Genomic DNA, 19719 nt, shown 5'->3' with positions numbered 1-19719 from the left:
CTGAACTTAAGCGATGGCCGCCTGTACCTGCTCAAGCCAACTGGCCGGCAGGGCCGATTTCGCCCGCGTCAGTTGCTGTTCCGCCACCGCGGCTTTCTGCAGGGCAACCACCACACCCGGCTCGGTGGTAAAGGCTCTGAGCTGTTCGCCCCCCGGCAACTCGGGCAGCGGCAGGCCGGTGAGCCTGTCCAGCACCTCGACCTGCAGCGAACGCACCGCACCGGTGGCGGCCAGGCCGGCCAGTTTGCCGCTCAGTCTTTTCTGTTTGAAGCTCAGCACCACCCCTGTGGTAAGGGTGGCAAACCCCACCAGGTTGCCGGCGATCACCAGCGGCGAGAGCGATTTATTGCATTGATCGCTGAAGTAAATCATGCGGTAGCGGAAGTAGCCGCCCCACATCTCGCGCGAGCTGAGCACGGCGTGCATAAACCAGGCACGCGAGTCGTGCACCTGGTCGTCGAACAGCGCCCTGACCAGCCCGGCGGGCTGTTCCGCGTTGCTGGCCTCACCGGCGGCGGGGAACAGGATTGCCACGCGGGCGTCTCCGTCAGCCTTCATTCGCCGGTATTCCTGCGGTTCATCATCGGTATTGAGAACAAAGATCATCGGCTGCAACACGGTGTCCAGCACCGCCTGCGCCAGGTTCTCCGGAATGCGGTAGCCGTCATGGTAATCCTTGCCAAACTCCTTCGCCGCTTCAAACAGCTGGGGTTGTGCCATATCCGGGTCGAAGTCCTTGACGCCTGGCTGCAGCACCAGATCGTCCATCTGGTCGACGGGCTGATTCGCCATCTGTTCCTGACGCGCTTTGATAACCTCTTGCTGTTTTTTATCTCGTACCTCTTCAGCTGCCTTGCGTGCAGCGGGCAGCGCTTCCTTAACCGAGGCATCTTGGTAGAACCGCTGTTCCACCAGCGTCCCTTTGGCATAGCGATCAATGCGCCAGGCAGTGATCCAGGCGATCTGGTTCTCGACGATGGTTTCCAGGCTGCCACTGGCGCGCGGCGGATCGTATCGGGACGACTCTTCGGGCGTGATTTTTTCTGGGGTGGTCAGATTCAGGGTAAGTTCTCGCCAGGCGTTGAAGCGGTTTACTAAGGGAATATCGATATCAAATAGCTTGATAAGATCAGGATGCATCGCTCGCCATTCATCCTTTTTAAGATCTACTGGAAGTGTGTCAACAGGAGCTTTTAATGGTGCCCCAGCACTAAAAGCCGCAGCATACATATCGTTCAGAGATATCTGTGATAGCAGTAAAGCGTCATCCTTACCATTCGCCTTTCCCTGGTCCCCCGGCGGATAACCGCCACCAAGATCCGAATGCATCCCCGGGTACACCACTTCAGAGGCATAAGGTGGGTACTTGCCATTCCCCCGGCGCACCGAGTCCAGCGGAAAGCAGAGGCGCTGTTCGTGGCCGGAAACCAGATGTGCGCATTTGTTTATCAGCCCGCTATAGGTTTCATCACTCGGCAGTTCCATGGTGTCGTCTGCCCAGGCCATATGCCCCTCGGCAATCGGCACCACGTGCGCCACCCCGACCGAGGCCACGGTATCCAGCAGCCCGAGAAACTCCACGCTGATGGGCAACTGCAGCTCACCAATCTGCAGGCACTGCGGGGGATTCTCACCTTCAGCCGCCGGTGGGGGTAACAGCTCACTTAGCCAGCGTACAAATGCACGCGCCGCCGCCGCGCCGCGGGAAAAGCCATAGACGTATAGCTTGATACCTAACAGCTTGGGCTTACCCGGCTCCGGCTGAATAATCAATGGCTTCAACTGCGGGGCTAAATCATTCAGTAAGCGACTGAACTCTTCATAACGGTTGTGACTGCCGCCAAACCACAGGCGGTTCCAACTGGTGCCCATTTTTCCTATGGACTGGCGACTTTCCGCGGTGGTCAGCCATTTTTCAGTGGCGGTGAACTTCAGCACATCAATAATACGCAGCAGCGCCCAGTTAATGCGCTCTTCCCCCTTAGTTGCGCCCACCAGCCCCATGGTGGAATAGTCCGAATCGTTCACTTCCGGGAACGGAGTACCCACGCCGGGCATATAGAACTTAAAATATTTCCCCTCACCGTCCTCGGCGTCATCTAGCAGTGTGCCCTGATTGTCGGCAGGCACCCCACCTGCCGTACCGGTTCCGATAGTGGCGCGAAACAACCGCGCAATATTGGTCGGGTGCTTCGGGTTTGACAGAATAAAATCATTGTTCAGATTATTGCCGGTGCCGTCGAAAAACAGGCTGATATGCAGCGTTTTGCAGCATGGCGGTTCCACGCGCCGTCCGGCCGCCAGACACAACTCCTGGCGGTAGAGCCGTTCGGCGCTATTCTGCTGATGACAGTTCTGCCCAACCTGCAACGCCTGCGTCGGCAGACGTCCCTGCGCCGGGAACGGCGGCGGGGCCCAAGCCAAGTCGGTTTCCTTTATCTCGGACATACTTTTGGCTCCTTCATCCTGATGGGCTCTTTAATCGGGTAGTTGGCATTTCTCGGTGACCAGCAACTGGTGGTCACCTTCACCTCGTCGCAAGGCAGAAAATGCACCGTAATGCCGCAGGTATCCTGGCCGTTATAATCGGGGAGCAGGGCGGTTTTGCTATGCTGCCGTTTTTGTGCATCAATCTCTGCTATCCATGCCTTGTATTTAGTTCTGTCGGCAAATCCTGGGAAACCAGCAGACGACCCCTGCCCGGTTTCCCAGTCAATACGCACCGTCATACCCGGTGTCCACCGCGCGGGCACGCTGTAGCAGCAGCCGCCGCCGCCGCCCTGGAACGGACCTATAGAATCTATACCCGACTGGTTATCCACGCTGAAGTGGTTAATTGCCCATTTGGTGTGGTTGATGGCTTTAATGGTGCCACCGCCGCCCCGAGCCTGAGCGGTGGGCTGTGAGCAACCGGTTAACAGCAGCAGACCCGCCAACAGCGGGCTCAATAATGAATGTTTCATCTAACTTTCCTTGTAGAAGCGGGACTAAAGAGGGAGCGGCGGCGGGACCCAGGCCAAGTCGGTTTCCTTTATCTCGGACATGTTTTCGGCTCTTTCATCCTGATGGGCTCTTTAATCGGGTAGGCCGGGCTATCGTAGGTGTAGCAACTGGTGGTCACCTTGACCTCATCGCAGGGCAAAAAGTGCACGTTGATGCCGCAGACATCCTGACCGTTATAGTCGGGTACCGGCACGGTTTTGCTGTGCTGGCGTTTTTGGGCATGAATTTTTTTGGACCAAACACTTCTTTGTCGATTGTATTTTGATATTTCTTCAGTCCACTCTTTATTATTTTGACCTTTATAGATTGGGCGAGTTGGTGCCGGTAGCTCTGGGACATCGCTGGCATATGCCACACCAGTCTCCCAGTCAACACGCACCGTCATACCCGGCGTCCACCGCGCGGGCACACTGTAGCAACAGCCACCGCCACCGCCCTGGAACGGACCGATAATGTCGATGCCCGACTGGTTATTTACACTAAAGTGATTAATCGCCCATTTGGTATGGTTGATGGCATCAATGGTGCCACCGCCCCCCCGAGCCTGAGCGACGGGCTGTGAGCAGCCGGTTAACAGCAAACCCGCAGCGAGAACGCAGATTCTAAGGGGCATCAGGCTGTTGCTCCTGTGGCAAGCCATCTTTTCATTACCCTGGCCTCACGCGCCTCATCCAGAATAATGCCCTGATCCGTTGCCTCCAGCATGCCCTGGTAACAGTCGGAAAACAGCGCCTGCCGTGATGCATACACGCCGGCAGGCGGCGCACGGTGCCCCAGCAATACCACGACATCGCATACGCACATCAGCTGTTCCAATTGGCGATCGCTGAGTTCGATTTTCTGGCTTTTCTCGCCGCGTGCCGGCGGCGTCCCGTGACCGTTCAGGCCCCTAGACCTGCCGTCCATATCCTGCCAGGCCCAGAACAGTGCCGGGCGCAGCAAAGGATTTTGCTGTTCCTCGCTGAGGATATGCGTAAAAAGCAGGGGGAATATCCGCGTATCGTAAAAGCGTAAAATCCCGCCTCTGCCTTCCTGTAGGCAATCCATACACTGCGTCAGCCAGTTCGCCAGGGAGGGCAAGGTCCAGGCGGAGCACAGCAGCAACAACGGCGCCTTAACGGCAGCCTGCTGGCTGATTTCCTGCAGCCACGCCATCTGCTGAATATCATCAAGGACCAGGCGCGCAACCAACGGCGCGTCATCGACAATAAATTCTTCCGGCAAGCCACGATAAAGCGACAACCAGGGTACCGACAGCGCATTCAGCGCCGGGATAACGCTGAAGTCCAGACCGGCCTGATCGATGATAATATCAAGATAATCGACGGCGGATGCCCGGCAAGCCGCTGCCACTTCCCCAATCCATAGCCTGGTCATTTATGCCTCCCTGGGCACGAAGCCTTGCGCCTGCGCCTGCGCTTTTTTCAGGCACTCTTTACACACCGACGCCGGCAATTCAGGCAGTGGGAAATCTTCGCTGGCTGGCCCCTGCAAGTTATGCTGCCCCTTCAGACTGATTAATCCAGGCCCGTGAATTTCGACTTCCCCCTGCGGGGTCAGGCGGATGTAAGCGCCGCCACAGCCGATAGTGATACCGTTTTTCGCCGTCAGTTGCAGGTGTCCCTGCGTGGACTGGACGGTGATATCTTTCAGTGACGTCAGCGATAAGGTATCGGCATGAGATTCCACCGTCAGCGGCCCCCTGGCCGACACCAGACGCATCCCTTCATCCTTGGCCAACAGGGATATCGCTTTGCTGGCATTGACTGAATAGCGTTGCGCCGTGGCAATATTCACTTCCCCCAGACTCTGCAGGTACAGGCCTTTTCCGCTGTGCAACAGCGTAGTTTCAGGGGTTACAGCAGCGATACCTTTTGGTGCGCTCATCAGTAAGGCTGCTTCTTTCAGTTCACTGGCCCCGTTAACCAATACTCCAAGCGGATCCGTATCTGGGGAAAAATTATGATGCGTCTGGGTGATGCTTCCCCATTCGGTTAGCTGGTTCAGCGCCCCTTTCAGCAGACTGACCGCCGGTTGCATCTCCAGCACCTGGCCCTGCGCCTTTGCCTGACCGTCTGCGCTGATGAAAATGCCCTTTTGCGCCCGAATCGCGCCCCAGCTGTCGGTTCTGAGTTCAAAACCCTCGCCCCGTTTTTGCTTCTCGCTGTCAACGAGATGTCCGAGATTCAGCTGGCTCTTGCCGCCGTACTCCGTGCTGACCTTGATATGCTCCTGGCCCCGGCTGTCATCGAGGCGGATTTTGTTGTTGCTCGGTGTGCGCAGTACGTTGCGCTTGTAGTTACGGATGGTGACATGGTCGCCGTGCGCGGAGTCGTGCAACACGCCGGAGATGTACGGCCTGTCCGGGTTGCCGTCCTCAAAGCCAATCGCCACTTCGGTGCCTTCCAGCAGCGGCAGGTGCAGACCATAAGTGTCGCCGGCGTACGGGCGGGACTGACGCACCCACAGGCTCTCGAACCCGGCCTCCCAGTTATCACGGTCAAACAGCATGTTGACGCGATAGCGGCCGTCTTTATCGATATGCCCGTAGGTGTCGTTTTCCGTGGTGCTGGTCACGCGGGCGGGCAATGTGCCCGCCATCACCGGACGCTCACCGGGTTCCGGGCGGAAACAAAAATCCGTGCTGTCCGGGATACCGCTGATATGCACCTCAAAATCTTTATCACGGCGGGCCGCGCTTTTCATCCCGGTGATGAGCACGCCCTGGTTGAACGCCTCCGCCACTTCATAACCACCGGTGACTTTCAGTACCTGTCCGGGCGCCAGTGTCGGGCAACTGGTGATGGCACTGAGTTGGGTCTGGCCGTTCAGGTAGCGTTCGTGACGCACGCGGGCATAAAACGCGCCGGACTCCGGAACCGGGTTAGGGTCATAAGTGCTGCCCTGCGTCAGGTAGTTGTCGGCATAGTGGTAAGCCTCGCCGTAGGTGGTGCTGTCGCCGCGGGTCGCATCCACCTGGGTGTTCATGTCATTGGTGGCCTGGCGGTAGTTGTAATCGTGGGTACTGACCTGCTTTTGCACCACGTTGTGATGGCTCGCCATCCCCCATACCGAATCCATGCCTTGCGAGTGCTGGCCCGACGGCGGTACCGACGGCAGAATCAGGCCTTTTTCGTAGCACTGGCGGCTGTCGTAAAACTCCACCACGTCGATGTTCAGGCGTGTGTCGGTGGTGAAACGGAACCAGATCCCCACCTCACCCAGCAGGCGGGTGATAAAGTGCAGGTCATCCTCGCCGTACTGCATCACCTGTTCACGCCGCGGGTATTCTCTGGTTAGCGAAAACAAAAAGTCCTGCCCGCGCAGGTTGTGGCGCTCGCGCAGGATTTTTTCCACAATCTGCGGCACCGACATATCCTGATAAACCGCGTTCTGATGCGAGCGGTCGAGCAATGCCAGACGCGGCTGTAGCGTCAGGGCGTAATGGGTTTCATCTTTTGAGGTGCTGAGGCGTTCAAAGCCACTCACCACGCCCTGGAGAACCCGAAGCGGCTGCTGAATTTTAATGCCGTAGCCCTGGTCGACCGGTGCCTGCAACGTCAGAGCCCCCGTTTTCATCAGCATCATTTCCTTGCTGATGGCGTGGTCGTTACTGGTGAACTCAATACGGTAGCTGAACGGCTTGCTCAGAACCTCGTGGCCTTCAAACGCCAGCACATCAAGTTCTGACTCACCTCCTTTTATCGCCAGCAGGTGGTGGTTATGGCTGAATCTTATCGGGAGACTGGTGCTCATACGCGCTCTCCTTGTGTAGGGTCAAACTCCAGCCCTATGCCCTCTTCCTCACTCCAGCCAAGACGTAACGACCGCGGTTTCTGTTTTGCCGCCATGCGAGTCAGCAACTGCTGGCTCAGCACCGGCAAAATTTGCTGGTTGAGCAGGCTGTCGACGTTACGTGCACCGGTATCCGGCAGCAGGCAAGCGGCGGTAAGGGCGTCGAAAAGACTTTCGTCGATATGCGTGGTCAGGCCGTAGTGACGGTGCAGGCGTTTGCTGACCTGTCCGAGTTTCATTTCAACAATGATGCGCATCGCGGGCTCACTCAGCGGGCGGTAAATCACGGTCTGGAAGCGGGCCAGCAGCGCGGGCTGGAAGTGGTCACGCAATATTGGGCGCAGCAGTTCGTGCAAATCGCCTTCGGTGGCTTCTGGCTGTTGATCCAGCCGTTGCATGATGGGGTCGCTGCCGAGGTTGGAGGTCATCAGAATAACCGTGTTGCGAAAGTCGATTTCGCGGCCTTCGCCGTCGCGCATAAAGCCACGGTCAAACACCTGGTAGAACAGATTCATCACGTCGCGGTGTGCTTTTTCCACTTCATCGAGCAGCACCACGCTGTAGGGGCGTTTACGCACCGCTTCGGTCAGAATGCCGCCCTGACCGTAACCGACGTAGCCCGGTGGCGAGCCCTTCAACTGGGAAACGGTATGCGGCTCCTGGTATTCGGACAGATTGATAGTGACAAGCGATTTCTCACCGCCGTACAGCACATCGGCCAGCGTGAGTGCGGTTTCGGTTTTACCCGTGCCGCTCGGGCCGACCAGCAGGAACACGCCCTGCGGACCATTCTCCGAGGTCAGGCCGGTTTTGGCGGCGCGCAGGCGCTGCGCAATCGCGCTGAGCGCCACATCCTGGCCTACAACGCGTTTGCCGATTTCCGCTTCCAGACCCAACAGTTCAGTCTGCTCGTCTTTCATCAATGAAGAAAGCGGGACACCGGTCCAGTCGGCAATCACGTTGGCCACGGTTCGGGTGTCCACATCCACCTGAATCAACGCCTCATCCCGTTGCAGGTTTTTCAGCTGCTGCTGCAGGTCGTGGACGTCCGCCTGGCGGCGGCTGCCCTCTGAGTGAGAAGCCTGACGGCAAACCATCAGTTGCTCTGCCAGTGCTTTTTCTTCGCTAAAACGTTGATCTAGCGTGCCGATATCCGCATCCAGCGCAAGGCACAATTTTTCAATCCCGGCCAACCGCTCTCCATGGGAATGACCGCCGACAGCGATATCTTCCAGTAAGGCCTGCTCTTCCAGAACCAGTGCAATCCGCTGCGCTTTCAGACGGGTAATTTCTTCAGGCACGGTTTCGAGGCTCATGCGCACGCGAGCGCTTGCGGTGTCGAGCAGGTCAACCGCCTTGTCCGGCAATTGACGGCCGGTCAGGTAACGGCGAGAGAGCGTGACTGCGGCTTTAACTGCGTCATCGGTGATATGCACGCCGTGATGTTCGGCATAACGGGATTTCAGGCCTCTGAGCATTAAACAGGCCGTGTCGTCGTCCGGCTCGTCGACCTTAACCATCTGAAAGCGGCGCTCCAGCGCGGCATCGCGTTCAAAATACTGTTTGTATTCGCTCCAGGTGGTAGCGGCGATAGTGCGCAATTCCCCCCTTGCTAATGCAGGTTTCAGCAGGTTAGCCGCATCCGCGCCACCCGCCTGATTGCCGGCGCCGATAATGGTGTGTGCTTCGTCGATAAACAGTAGAACGGGTATTGGCGACTGCTGTACCGCATCGATGACGTTTTTCAGACGCTGCTCAAACTCACCTTTTACACCTGCACCCGCCTGCAGCAGGCCCAGGTCGAGAGTGCGCAGGCTGACGGTTTTCAGTGATTCCGGAACATTTCCTTCGGCAATGCGCAGCGCCAGGCCTTCCACCAGCGCGGTTTTACCCACACCCGGTTCGCCGACCAGAATCGGGTTGTTCTTGCGACGTCTTGAGAGAATATCCACCATCTGGCGGATTTCGGTATCGCGGCCAAATACCGGGTCGATTTTGCCCTCATGCGCTTTGGCAGTGACATCAAGCGTGAACTTATCCAGTGCGTTCTGTAATGCCGGAGAGAGTTCACCTTCTTTTATCTCTGCACCGACCGGACGGCCGACGAATTCAACGTCTCCACCGTGCGTCTGTGCCAGCGCTTCTTCCTGCTGAACGTCCTCACGCTCGTCCGATTGTGCGTCCAGCAACGGGCGCAGACGCTCAAGCTGGCTCTGCCCCAGCGTCAGCAGCGGCCACACGCCATCACAGCGCAGCATTTTGGGCATTTCTATCATTGCGGCCAACAAATGCACACTACGGATGTGTTCGCTGCCTTCAAGCGAGGCAAACATCCACGCCTGTTTCAACAAGGATTCAATGGCACCTGACAACTGAGGACGGCTGCGCACGGAACGCGGCAGGTTCTCCAGCCAGCCGAGTAAATCCTGCCACAGAGCGTCCATATCCCACTCATAACGGCGCGCCAGCACCGTCAGGTCACCTTCGCCCTGCTCCAGCAATTTCAGCAGCCAGTGTTCGGGTAAAATTTCGGCGTGGGCGCGAGTCTGACACAGGCATGCTGCACCTTCTAACGCACGGGCACAGTAAGGATTAAGTCGGCGTAACAAGGCGGCTGAATTTTCCATAATTCTCTCTCTTTATCGGTTCCCTGGCACGCTACCGCCCATCGCTATTTCCTGTAAAAGGAACCTAAAGCGCATAAGGTCAGGCGGGCAGATTGTGTTTTTCTTTGCTGAGTGCCCGCACGGCAGACACTCAGCAAAAAACTGCGGACAGGAAAACCTGCCCGCATCAGGCTTACGCCGTGGCGCGTTCGTTCCAGGAATCGGAATGAATGATGTTGCCGTCTTTGTAGGTCCAGGTGATTTTTTCGTAACGCAGCTCAAGCTGTTCTAGGTGGTTGTGTTTCTCGTACGCCGGGTCTTTCACGTCATGCATGACCGGATTCACCTTCACCACCTTCACGTTTTCCAGCTTGGTGTTGAAGTACTCCACTTCCTGACCGGCGTCGTTGATTTTGTACCACTTGAATTCAGCCGATTTCAGGGTCTGACCGGTGGTCACTGCCTTGTACAAATACGGGCTGGAAGAGTCGATTTCCTTGGTGAACAGGAACGGGGTGTGGATACGGGTGCCGGTCAGCTTGCCGGTGTTGTTATCGGTCGGGATATACAGGTTGTGTTGCTGCGCCACCACTTCAATGCTGCCTTCGCGGTCTTTAACATCTACAGATCCTTTAATGTCCGCGCCGCCGTCGTCTTTCAGCCAAAGATAAACTGGAATTGCCATGGTTTACTTCTCCATTTCGTTTTTTGATACGTCACCATCCAGTGATGACGTCAGGGTGTTGCCCGGTATCCGGCAGGCATCTGCCTGAGGTACCAGACTGATTTCGACACGCCGGTTAAGCGCACGGCCTTCCGGAGTGTCATTGGTGGCAACCGGCCGACTTTCGCCATAGCCCTGCACCGCAAAACAACTTTCCGGCACATCGCCGGTATCACGCATCCAGTCGCGTACTGCTGCGGCACGTTTCTGGGAAAGCGTCTGATTGAGTGCTGAATTGCCGGAGTTATCCGTGTGGCCTGCCACCACAATCAGCCAGCCCGGCTTGGCTTTGATGCCCACCAGGGAGTTAATGAGCATTTTGGTGGAGCCCACCTTCAGCGCGTATTTACCGGAATCGAACAGCGACATGCTGTCGAGCCGCACAATTTTCGGGGCCGGCTTCGGTTGAGGTTTGGACGGCGGTGGCGGCGGAACATACGAGCGGATCGCATCCAGCAGCGGCATACGCAGATGCTCGCCCTGATACAGGCCGAGGCTCATCCGGGCCGGTACGCCATTACGCGCCTGGTCATCCAGCTGCGCGGCATCATCTCGCAGGACCGCGACGGCATCGGTTTTCGGACCGTAATCATCTATCGGGATACGGTCATAACGGGCAATATCGAAGCTTACGCGGTGCAGCAGCTGGCGATTGTTCCAGCCACTGCTGAGCAGCGCCGCAATGGCCGCCAGTGTGAGGATCCCGAGTGCACAGCGCCAGGCACGACCCCGCGAGGTTAATCCTCGCCCTTCCGGCAGCAGCGGCAGGACGAAATCCGGGAGTGGTGATATCACCGTACTGTCCGTCCCCACCGGCTGCCAACCCGTCACCTGCTGCATGGCGGTGTGACGCGACAACCACGCCGTCCAGGCCGATGACGCCAGGCTCCCGGCAAGGATAGGCCCCATTCCCCACAGCACCGCTGTAGGTGCAATGGCCTGAACATCGGGGTTCTCATCCCAAAAGACGGCATTGACGTGCTGATGGAACCAGCTCATCAGGCTGTTCATCAGCACCTGTTGCTGCATTGCTGGCGTTCCGCCGGTAGTGACCCATGCGGCGATAGAGCTCGGTGCTGAAGACTCCCGCCAGACCCTCACCCCTTCTCCCGGGATCGCCGCCTGCCAGAGCAGCTCATTCGTCATCGCGCTGCCGACCTGACCATTCAAAACCAGCGGCACGGAATGCCCGGTATCCTTACGCAACTGGCTGATTTGCCAGCGCAGAGTCAGCAGGCGGCTGGTCAGTGCTTCGCAGTCAGCGTGCTTCTGCGGGCAGACACTGACCATCACCGACAGCTGACGCCCCCAGTCAGGGCGCTGCCACAGTACCTGTCGGGCCACCTGCTCCAGGCTCTGGTGGTCTTCCACCCGGATCCAACACCCCTGAGTAACAGTCAGCACCGGTGACTGATGCGGCCAGGCCAACGACAGATCGCCACAGACCAACACCACCGGCTGGCGATATGCCGCCTCCGGGAGACCTTGCAGACGCAGGGTGACGTCGTGCTGAACACGACGGCTGGCGACGTACCAGGACGCCGCAATCACCCCCAGAACAACCAGAAAAACAAGAACGGACACCAGCCGGGATGCAGGCAGAAAAACCAGGCAGACCACTGCACTCAGCAGGACGGCCCACAGCGCAAGCCCACGCTGTTGTGCAGGACTCATTTCACGGCTCCCGGCAACAGGGTCAACAGCATCTGATCGAGCCAGTTGTTCAGCCCCCACCACAGGGCGGCGACCACAATCACGCTCAGGCCAATCCGCACCGGCCATGACGCCAGCCATCCCCCCATTCCCCGCCCGGCACGGCTTTCCGCCAGGACAGGATGGGCTTGTGGATAGCTGAAGGTCGGGACATGTTCACTGAGTGCGCTGACGAGTTTCTGGCGCTCCGGGTCGTTCAGTGAGCGGAAACTGCCGAGGAATCCCAGCATCATGACCCGCTGAAAGCAGGTCACGACAGCCTGGTCTGGAGCCGGTTCACGCAGCACATCGCGCATCCGATCGCACAGGGTGTCACCGGCATCCATGGTGCCGAGGAAATGCCCCTGCAGCGGAATGTCATACCACTGTACGCAGGCATCATCTTCCACACCGCGACCTTTGACCGCCTCGTCGAGCAGCGCACACTGTGCAGTGAGAATATGCTGACAGCTGGCCTCATCGAGTTCGCTCGCTTTCAACTCACGCTGTACACGCTCGACATCAGCAATGCAGTGCTCCCACAGTTTGCGTCCTTCCCCGTCCTGGAATTTCGGGCCGTGGCGCAGGCTGACGACCTGTAGCCAGGTGTCTTGCAGCAGGGCATCGATATCAATGGACGCGGCTGTCCCGCGTTGACGTTCACTCATGTTCTCAGCACCGCAAAGAGTTCAAGCTCCGGCTCACCAAGCATACCCGGCACATAAAACATGCAGTTGCCGCTGTCGAGCATGTCAGTTGCCAGGGGATGGGAGACATCGAGGCTGAAATATTGGTTCTCCAGACGCAGTGGAATGGCCGCCGGCACATGGCGCAGCGGTGTCAGCGGAACCCCGACGCGTGAGGAATTCACGATACCCCTGACATGATCCGGGCTTCCCACTTTGCACTGACGCGGGAACTGCTCCTGCAGCTGCGCCACCGGCATCGGGGAGCGTACCGACAGGTAGTAGTCGGCACCTTCACGCAGACGGGGATCGTGCAGACGTGCCTGCCAGAAGTGCAGCCGCTTATCGTGCTCAAGCTCAATTGACACCACCCGTGACGGCAGGCTCGCTTCCAGCAAATCGCTCAGTAGATCAAACAGCGGTGGGAAAACGGCATTCAGTTGCTCGTGCTGATAGGCCGGTATCGCACTCACCTGATGTTCCAGGGAGAAGGTCAGCAAACTGCCGGCCAGGCGGGACAGTTCGGTATGAAGGCGTTCTGCCGGGCTCTGCAGATTACGCTGGAACTTGCCCAGCACCGGCTCAGCACTGTTGAGGGCATTCAGCAGCCAGAACAGGGATACGTCAGCCACCGCAAAATCCGCCATCCGCTCATTGCTTTCGCGGCGCATGGCCATCAAACGGATCAGACGGGCACGCAGTTGGGTCATCAGCTGTTCGAGTTGGGTCGCCAACCAGCGGCTGCTCTGTACGGTCAGCAGCGGCGGGAGAAAACTGTCATCAATCCGCCAGACGCCCTGCAAATCCTGCTGCAGACGGGCCACCGGGCAGGTCAGATAATCACCGTTATTCTGATGGGCAAAGCGCAGCGTCAGTTCCGGCTGCATCACCGCTATCTGGCGGGTGTCCTCACCAAACTGGTTACGCACGTCCCGCCAACGCTGACGGTAACGCACCGGACGATCGGCCACCTCATCAGGTTGCAGGCAGTTGCCGCCATTCGCCCGCAGCAGGGGCAGCGCCAGTAGCACCACCACATCATGCGATTCGCTCTCCAGTGACAGAACCGGCGGCAGCGCATCGGCATTATCTGTATCGATAAGTGTCCCATCCGGGAAACGGACATGCAGCTTACGGGCCTGCAGACGACCGAGTTTCAGTGCGTCCGGTTCAAAGGCAGACTCAATCATCCCCCAGGGGTGATTGAGTCCCATTCGGGCAATGCATTCCGCAGACCAGGCCGCATACGCAGCCTGTTGCTGGAAATGCTGGGGAGAGACCATGATGCCCCTGCCCCATAACGGTTGTTCCGTTTTCATCGGCTTCCTGCCTTATTAGGCTTTCGCTTTCGGCATCTGGGAAACCAGCGACAGATTCACGTCCATCCCTTCCACCTGGAAATGCGGCACGGCATACAGCTTCACGCGGAAGAAGCCCGGGTTATCCTCGATATCCTCCACAATGACTTTCGCATCACGCAGCGGGTGAGACGCCTGCAGGTCATCGCCCGGATCGGTCATTTCTGTCACCAGGCTACGCACCCAGGTATTGAGTTCCAGTTCCAGCAAGCGGCGGTCCTTGGTGGTGCCGATATTTTCACGCTGAATAAGCTTCAGGTAATGCGCTATACGCGACAGCAGGAAGATATACGGCAAGCGCGAATTGATACGGCTGTTGGCCGTCGCATCGGCTGTGTCATACAGCGCCGGTTTCTGGGTGGAGTTGGCGGAGAAGAAACAGGAATAATCTCGATTCTTGTAGTACGACAGCGGGATAAAGCCGAGGTTGGCGAATTCAAATTCGCGGGTTTCCGGGATCATCACCTCACTCGGGATCTTCACCTGATTGCCGGTGCCCAGATCGTACAGATGGATAGGCAGATCCTGAACGGCACCACCGGCCTGCGGGCCACGGATTTGTACACACCAGCCGTTGTTGATGAAGCTGCGCACCATGTTGGCGGCAAACGCAAACGAGGCGTTGGTCCACAGATATTTGTCGTGATCCGGGCCTTTCACTTCTTCGACGTAGTTGAAGCTGCGCACCGGCACGGTGTCCGGACCGTACGGCAGGCGGCCCAGTACACGCGGCATCACCAGGCCGATATAGCGGGAGTCATCCGTCTCGCGGAAGGATTTCCACTTGATGTATTCGGCACGATCGAAGTAGTTGCCAATATCTTTAATCGCCGCCACGTCTTCCATATTGTCTTTGAGGAAGAATTTCGGGCCAGCCGATCCGATAAACGGCATATGTGCTGCAGCAGACACTTTCGAAATGTTGCGCAACAGGGCAACGTCCTGCGCAGAGGCATCAAACTCGTAGGCAGAAATCAGCGCGGCAATCGGCTCTCCACCCGGAGAATCGTATTCTGCGGTATATGTGTGCTGGTATAATCCGCTCTGAATAATCTCCGGCGCGTCTTCAAAATCCTGACGCAAATCGTCTTTCGACAGATCAAGCAGCTCGATTTTGACGTTCTGACGGAAGTCGGTTTTGTCGACCAGCGACTTCACCCCGCGCCACAGGGATTCTACCGACTGGAATGCCTCATGGTGCATGACCGCATCCAGTTGGCGGCTAATCTGATAATCCAGCTCCGCGATGTGGTGGTCAATCAGGGTTCTGTCCAGCTTTTCGACCCTGGAGCCCGCCTTGCTCAGGCACTCCAGAAAGACCTGCATCCCGGCAGTCAGGCGCTCATCTGCCGTGGCATCGGACATTGCCTGGTTATCCTGCCAGATATCCAGCGCACTCAGCTCAGAGACCGGACTCAGATTGATTTTTTCAAACAGGGAAGCATACACGCTGCTCGCTTCCGGACGCTCCAGCACCACGCTCTCACCGCCAGCGGTATTCTCATTTTTTACAGACATCAGCATTTTCTCTTCGTTAATCCGTTAAACATCGCGACCGTTATGCTTGCTTCGGTGCCAGAGCAGACAGCTCACTGCGCAGTTCAGCGCTAAGCGCTGGGTCGAGCAGGATTTTTTCCAGCTCCTTGCGGAAAGCCTGGTTATCCAACAGGTTGGCTTTCAGGTCGCGGAGAAGATTGCGCATGGCAAGCATGGCTTTAAGCTGGGGGATCTGGCGGGCTACCTGCTCCGGTGTGAAATCGTTCATCTCACGGAAAGTCAGGCTGACGTTCTCTTCGCTACGGTCACCGGCCAGGGTGTTTTCAACGGAAAGATTTATGGAGGGAGAGAATTCTGCCAACACGCTGTCAAAATTGTTTTTATTAACGTTGACCTTTTCACGCTCAGACAGCGGGCGTTGCTCGGCACCATTGCTGTAATCCCCCACCACCATCAGCTTAAGGGGCAATTCGGTTTTCTTCTGAGCACCACCGGTGTGCAGATCGAGTTTTATGTTGACGCGAGCTTTGGGGATCTCGGACTGATAGGAGTTAGACATGGCTGTCCCTGTTCCATGGAATGATAGAAATGGTCAATGCCACTGAGAAATTAATAAGAAATGCTTATCTTGCCAAAACAACATCCCTGCTCGTGCCATCCGGCAAAAATCAAAACTGGGGTCAAAAGCGAGCGCATTCCATTCACTAGCGAGCATGACACAGTACTTTCAGGTCTTTATCTGAAAAGTGATAATTTCAGAATATTACCTATTGATTGGAGTTTAAAAATGTTAACGGTATGATTGGAAATTGAATTTTGTAACAAATAATTACAGGCAGAGGATTTAACAATAAAAGATCATCAAATTGATTTATAAGAACTTTCGCAGAAAGATACCACAAACCGCATGGGATAAGGGTGTGCGGTAAATGATCAATTAGACTTAAGGTCAGTATTGGGTGAATTTCAACCGCCTTGCGAGAAAAGTCTGATTTTATAATTTTTAAAAAAAATGCGAGGCCGCGCATGACTGAACAAGCAAAAAGATAACGGCCCGCCTCGCTAGCAAGACCTTTGCCTTTCACTTAAATGATGTTTACTTATTTTCGCAGAGTGGAGTTCGGGAAGAAATCATTGGTTGCACAACCCGGAGGACGTTTTCTGTTTCAGTTGATGGCAGTGAACCGATCGCCTTCAATGATGTGGTCTCGTGGGTTGGGGTGAGCAACGTGCACGTTGCCAGGGGGGAAGCTGCGTAACCTGTCCGATGTATTCTCAGGGCTGGCAGCGCAAACCAGACGGAATTGGCATGCTGAGGGGAAAACAAAATAAAAAACCCCGCGCTCAGAGAGCACGGGGTCATAATTTATGGCGGAGGAGCAGAGATTCGAACTCTGGAACGGTTTCCCGTCGACGGTTTTCAAGACCGTTGCCTTCAGCCACTCGGCCACCCCTCCGCAACGAGCCGAACTATAAACACAGCCGATCCGCTTGTAAAGCCCATTACCGTTCAACCGAGCGAAAAAACAGCATTTGGCGAGTAAGCGTTGAATAAAGCGCCAACTCCGGCTCAAGGTTGCAACAATGATAACTAAGGGTAAAGATTGGTAAACAAACTTTAATCAAACGCTTGCGCTGCCTATCATCGTCACTAATTTTGTGATGACCTGATAAGAGAGATCATTATGGACCGCATTGTCGTCTCATCCTCCTCACGCGACTCGTTACTGAGCACGCATAAGGTTCTGCGTAACACCTACTTTCTGCTTTCGCTGACGCTGGCATTCTCGGCACTGACCGCTACCGCCAGCACCATGCTGGGGCTGCCGGCACCGGGCCTGTTGCTGATGTTGGTCGGTTTCTATGGGCTGATGTTCCTGACCCATAAGCTGGCAAACAGTCCGGCCGGTATTCTGGCGGCCTTCGCACTGACCGGTTTTATGGGCTATGCCCTGGGGCCAATCCTCAGTTCGTTCATTAATACCGGGGCCGGTGACTTGATCATGCTGGCGCTGGGTGGCACCGCGGTGGTGTTCTTCTGCTGTTCAGCCTACGTGCTGACTACCCGCAAGGATATGTCGTTCCTGTCCGGAATGATGATGGCCGGTTTTGTGGTGCTGCTGGTTGCGGTCATCGCCAACCTGTTCCTGCAGATCCCTGCCCTGCATCTGGCCATTAGCGCGCTGTTTATCCTGTTCTCCGCCGGTGCCATCCTGTGGGAAACCAGCAATATTATCCACGGCGGCGAAACCAACTACATCCGCGCTACCGTTAGCCTGTATGTATCGCTGTACAACATGTTCATCAGCCTGTTGAGCATTCTGGGCTTCGCGCGCAGCAACTGATTTAACGCCTGAGAAAGACCCAAGGCCCCGCTCCGGCGGGGCTTTATTTTTTGCAGCGACAAAAGTTTGCTAAACTGACGGCCGTTCTGAATTATCCATTACCGAGGCAGTATGTTGGAGTATCAAGGTCAGGTTATTGAAACTGACGCACAAGGTTACCTGAAAAACAGCGCCGATTGGCATGAAGCCCTGGCACCACTGCTAGCCGCACAGGAAGAGATAACGCTGACCGAAGCACATTGGGAAGTGGTGCGTTTCGTACGCGGCTTTTACCTGGAATTTAATACTTCACCGGCGATCCGCATGCTGGTCAAGGCCATGGCACAGAAGTACGGCGAAGAGAAAGGCAACAGCCGCTATCTCTACCGTTTATTCCCCAAAGGCCCGGCCAAACAGGCAACCAAGATAGCCGGGCTGCCGAAACCGGTAAAATGTATCTGAAACGCTAATAGCGAATGCTGAAGCCTTGAAAATCGGCCGCGCCTCGCGGCTCCACCAGCACGCGATCGACCCGTGCACTGCGCGGGCCGCCATTTTTCAGCCATTCCACCAGCTTGTCCACCTGCGGTTGTTCGCCGCAGGCCAGTACTTCAACGCTACCGTCATCAAGATTACGCGCGTAGCCGCTTAACCCCAACGCCGTCGCCTGATGCTGAGTGTTGTAACGAAACCCCACCCCTTGCACCACGCCATAGACATACGCAGCAATGCAAACTTGTGTCATAATCGGCCCCTTATCGACTTTCGTATATGGTATTGCCTGTGCATCTGCACGGCGACGCCACTCATTTTATCTAGCTGGCAGCATTCTTAATTATGACCGTACGCCTGTTTCTCGCCAAAGGACGTGAAAAGTCCTTACTCCGTCGCCACCCATGGGTGTTTTCCGGCGCTGTTCAACGTGTTGAAGGTAAAGCCCTTTCTGGCGAAACCATCGATATTCACGACGCCCAGGGTAAATGGCTGGCGCGCGGAGCCTACTCACCAGAGTCGCAAATCCGCGCCCGCGTCTGGACCTTTTTGCCGGACGAAGAGATTAACATCGAATTCTTCATCCGCCGTTTACAACAGGCGCAAAGCTGGCGTGATTGGGTTGCCAAACGTGATGGGCTGGACGGTTACCGTCTGATCGCCGGCGAATCCGACGGTATGCCGGGCATTACTATCGATCGCTTCCAGAACTTCCTGGTGTTGCAGTTGCTGTCCGCCGGCGCTGAATATCAGCGTGCCGCGTTGATTACCGCTTTGCAGCATTGTTACCCGGAATGTGCCATCTACGATCGTTCAGACGTCGCGGTACGTAAAAAAGAAGGTTTACCCTTGGCTCAGGGTCAGGTCGTGGGCGATCTGCCCCCTGCTCTGCTGCCTATCACCGAACATGGCATGAAGCTGCTGGTGGATATTCAGCAAGGCCATAAGACCGGTTTTTACCTCGACCAGCGCGACAGCCGTCTGGCCGCACGTAACTATTCCGCCGGCCGCCGCGTGCTTAACTGCTTCTCCTATACCGGTGCCTTCGCCGTATCAGCCCTGATGGGCGGTTGTACTCAGGTGATCAGCGTTGATACGTCGCAAGCCGCATTGGATATCGCCAAACAGAACGTCGAGCTAAACCAGTTAGACCTGAGCAAAGCAGAATTTGTCCGTGACGACGTGTTCCAACTGCTGCGCGCTTACCGCACTCAGGGTGAAAAATTCGACCTGATCATTATGGATCCGCCGAAGTTCGTCGAAAACAAGAACCAACTGGCCGGTGCTTGCCGCGGTTACAAAGATATCAATATGTTGGCGCTGCAGCTGCTGAACCCAGGCGGCATTTTGCTCAGTTTCTCCTGTTCCGGTTTGATGCCAACCGATTTATTCCAGAAAATTTTGGCCGATGCCGCTGTAGATGCCGGGCGTGATGTACAATTTATAGAGCAGTATCGTCAGGCTGCCGATCACCCGGTTATCGCGACTTATCCTGAAGGGCTGTATTTGAAAGGGTTTGCGTGTCGGGTGATGTAACTTGAA

The 19719-nt window shown here is 56.4% G+C and carries 16 protein-coding genes and 1 tRNA gene; 3 read left to right on the top strand and 14 right to left on the bottom strand.

The features are described from left to right. Positions 1-6: 6 nt before the first annotated feature. The 13 genes from M2406_RS02500 to M2406_RS02440 form a co-directional block, all read right to left on the bottom strand. Positions 7-2448 carry a DUF2235 domain-containing protein gene (locus tag M2406_RS02500; protein ID WP_259188431.1) on the bottom strand — a complete coding sequence of 814 codons (2442 nt, stop codon included), beginning with the start codon at positions 2446-2448 and terminating at the stop codon, positions 7-9. Continuing rightward, the gene (locus M2406_RS02495) at positions 2436-2963 is read right to left on the bottom strand and encodes a DUF3304 domain-containing protein (RefSeq protein ID WP_259188429.1); all 528 of its coding nucleotides are present in this window, start codon (positions 2961-2963) and stop codon (positions 2436-2438) included. Before M2406_RS02495 ends, M2406_RS02500 begins: the two co-directional genes overlap by 13 nt. 68 nt (positions 2964-3031) lie before the next feature. Beyond that, positions 3032-3616, bottom strand: a complete 585-nt coding sequence (locus M2406_RS02490) for a DUF3304 domain-containing protein (protein WP_259188427.1) — start codon at positions 3614-3616, stop codon at positions 3032-3034. Next, positions 3616-4380, bottom strand: coding sequence for a DUF4123 domain-containing protein (locus tag M2406_RS02485; protein ID WP_259188426.1), 765 nt, complete (start codon positions 4378-4380; stop codon positions 3616-3618). Before M2406_RS02485 ends, M2406_RS02490 begins: the two co-directional genes overlap by 1 nt. Continuing rightward, positions 4381-6759: a type VI secretion system Vgr family protein gene (locus M2406_RS02480; protein ID WP_259188424.1), complete on the bottom strand. Its 2379-nt coding sequence runs from the start codon at positions 6757-6759 to the stop codon at positions 4381-4383. Further along, positions 6756-9425 (bottom strand): type VI secretion system ATPase TssH, encoded by a 2670-nt coding sequence (tssH, locus tag M2406_RS02475; RefSeq protein ID WP_259188421.1) that lies wholly within the window; start codon positions 9423-9425, stop codon positions 6756-6758. The genes M2406_RS02480 and tssH overlap by 4 nt, the downstream gene beginning before the upstream one ends. 172 nt (positions 9426-9597) lie before the next feature. Beyond that, positions 9598-10089 (bottom strand): type VI secretion system effector Hcp, encoded by a 492-nt coding sequence (hcp, locus tag M2406_RS02470; protein WP_012006213.1) that lies wholly within the window; start codon positions 10087-10089, stop codon positions 9598-9600. Between the two features lie 3 nt (positions 10090-10092). Next, positions 10093-11802 carry an OmpA family protein gene (locus tag M2406_RS02465; RefSeq protein WP_259188416.1) on the bottom strand — a complete coding sequence of 570 codons (1710 nt, stop codon included), beginning with the start codon at positions 11800-11802 and terminating at the stop codon, positions 10093-10095. Next, positions 11799-12488 carry a type VI secretion system protein TssL, short form gene (tssL, locus tag M2406_RS02460; protein ID WP_259188414.1) on the bottom strand — a complete coding sequence of 230 codons (690 nt, stop codon included), beginning with the start codon at positions 12486-12488 and terminating at the stop codon, positions 11799-11801. Before tssL ends, M2406_RS02465 begins: the two co-directional genes overlap by 4 nt. After that, positions 12485-13825, bottom strand: coding sequence for a type VI secretion system baseplate subunit TssK (tssK, locus tag M2406_RS02455; RefSeq protein WP_259188411.1), 1341 nt, complete (start codon positions 13823-13825; stop codon positions 12485-12487). Before tssK ends, tssL begins: the two co-directional genes overlap by 4 nt. A gap of 15 nt (positions 13826-13840) precedes the next feature. Further along, on the bottom strand, positions 13841-15388 hold the full coding sequence (tssC, locus tag M2406_RS02450; protein WP_259188410.1) for a type VI secretion system contractile sheath large subunit: 1548 nt from the start codon (positions 15386-15388) through the stop codon (positions 13841-13843). A gap of 34 nt (positions 15389-15422) precedes the next feature. After that, on the bottom strand, positions 15423-15920 hold the full coding sequence (tssB, locus tag M2406_RS02445) for a type VI secretion system contractile sheath small subunit (RefSeq protein ID WP_259188409.1): 498 nt from the start codon (positions 15918-15920) through the stop codon (positions 15423-15425). Between the two features lie 810 nt (positions 15921-16730). Continuing rightward, positions 16731-16818, bottom strand: a tRNA-Ser gene (locus M2406_RS02440). Between the two features lie 228 nt (positions 16819-17046). Between M2406_RS02440 and yccA the strand changes: the two genes are divergently transcribed. Next, positions 17047-17706 (top strand): FtsH protease modulator YccA, encoded by a 660-nt coding sequence (yccA, locus tag M2406_RS02435; RefSeq protein WP_004942825.1) that lies wholly within the window; start codon positions 17047-17049, stop codon positions 17704-17706. A gap of 111 nt (positions 17707-17817) precedes the next feature. Then, complete coding sequence (tusE, locus tag M2406_RS02430; RefSeq protein ID WP_012006193.1) at positions 17818-18147, top strand: sulfurtransferase TusE; 330 nt, start codon at positions 17818-17820, stop codon at positions 18145-18147. Positions 18148-18151: 4 nt separating this feature from the next. Here tusE and yccX read toward each other — a convergent pair whose 3' ends face one another. Beyond that, the gene (yccX, locus tag M2406_RS02425; RefSeq protein ID WP_012006192.1) at positions 18152-18430 is read right to left on the bottom strand and encodes an acylphosphatase; all 279 of its coding nucleotides are present in this window, start codon (positions 18428-18430) and stop codon (positions 18152-18154) included. A gap of 92 nt (positions 18431-18522) precedes the next feature. Here yccX and rlmI point away from each other — a divergent pair, with 92 nt between their 5' ends. Then, complete coding sequence (gene rlmI, locus M2406_RS02420; RefSeq protein ID WP_017892317.1) at positions 18523-19713, top strand: 23S rRNA (cytosine(1962)-C(5))-methyltransferase RlmI; 1191 nt, start codon at positions 18523-18525, stop codon at positions 19711-19713. Positions 19714-19719 lie beyond the last annotated feature (6 nt).

The sequence above is a fragment of the Serratia sp. BIGb0163 genome, from assembly GCF_024809935.1.
Taxonomy (GTDB): domain Bacteria; phylum Pseudomonadota; class Gammaproteobacteria; order Enterobacterales; family Enterobacteriaceae; genus Serratia; species Serratia quinivorans.
This window is presented reverse-complemented; position numbering and strand designations above follow the sequence as displayed.

Bases quoted from the DNA above. Each gene is read 5' to 3' on its own strand.
- M2406_RS02485 (WP_259188426.1), bottom strand. From the start codon at position 4,380: ATGACCAGGCTATGGATTGGGGAAGTGGCAGCGGCTTGCCGGGCATCC.
- yccA (WP_004942825.1), top strand. From the start codon at position 17,047: ATGGACCGCATTGTCGTCTCATCCTCCTCACGCGACTCGTTACTGAGC.
- tusE (WP_012006193.1), top strand. From the start codon at position 17,818: ATGTTGGAGTATCAAGGTCAGGTTATTGAAACTGACGCACAAGGTTAC.
- M2406_RS02490 (WP_259188427.1), bottom strand. From the start codon at position 3,616: ATGCCCCTTAGAATCTGCGTTCTCGCTGCGGGTTTGCTGTTAACCGGC.
- tssB (WP_259188409.1), bottom strand. From the start codon at position 15,920: ATGTCTAACTCCTATCAGTCCGAGATCCCCAAAGCTCGCGTCAACATA.
- rlmI (WP_017892317.1), top strand. From the start codon at position 18,523: ATGACCGTACGCCTGTTTCTCGCCAAAGGACGTGAAAAGTCCTTACTC.
- M2406_RS02465 (WP_259188416.1), bottom strand. From the start codon at position 11,802: ATGAGTCCTGCACAACAGCGTGGGCTTGCGCTGTGGGCCGTCCTGCTG.
- M2406_RS02500 (WP_259188431.1), bottom strand. From the start codon at position 2,448: ATGTCCGAGATAAAGGAAACCGACTTGGCTTGGGCCCCGCCGCCGTTC.
- hcp (WP_012006213.1), bottom strand. From the start codon at position 10,089: ATGGCAATTCCAGTTTATCTTTGGCTGAAAGACGACGGCGGCGCGGAC.
- tssC (WP_259188410.1), bottom strand. From the start codon at position 15,388: ATGCTGATGTCTGTAAAAAATGAGAATACCGCTGGCGGTGAGAGCGTG.
- M2406_RS02480 (WP_259188424.1), bottom strand. From the start codon at position 6,759: ATGAGCACCAGTCTCCCGATAAGATTCAGCCATAACCACCACCTGCTG.
- tssH (WP_259188421.1), bottom strand. From the start codon at position 9,425: ATGGAAAATTCAGCCGCCTTGTTACGCCGACTTAATCCTTACTGTGCC.
- M2406_RS02495 (WP_259188429.1), bottom strand. From the start codon at position 2,963: ATGAAACATTCATTATTGAGCCCGCTGTTGGCGGGTCTGCTGCTGTTA.
- tssK (WP_259188411.1), bottom strand. From the start codon at position 13,825: ATGAAAACGGAACAACCGTTATGGGGCAGGGGCATCATGGTCTCTCCC.
- yccX (WP_012006192.1), bottom strand. From the start codon at position 18,430: ATGACACAAGTTTGCATTGCTGCGTATGTCTATGGCGTGGTGCAAGGG.
- tssL (WP_259188414.1), bottom strand. From the start codon at position 12,488: ATGAGTGAACGTCAACGCGGGACAGCCGCGTCCATTGATATCGATGCC.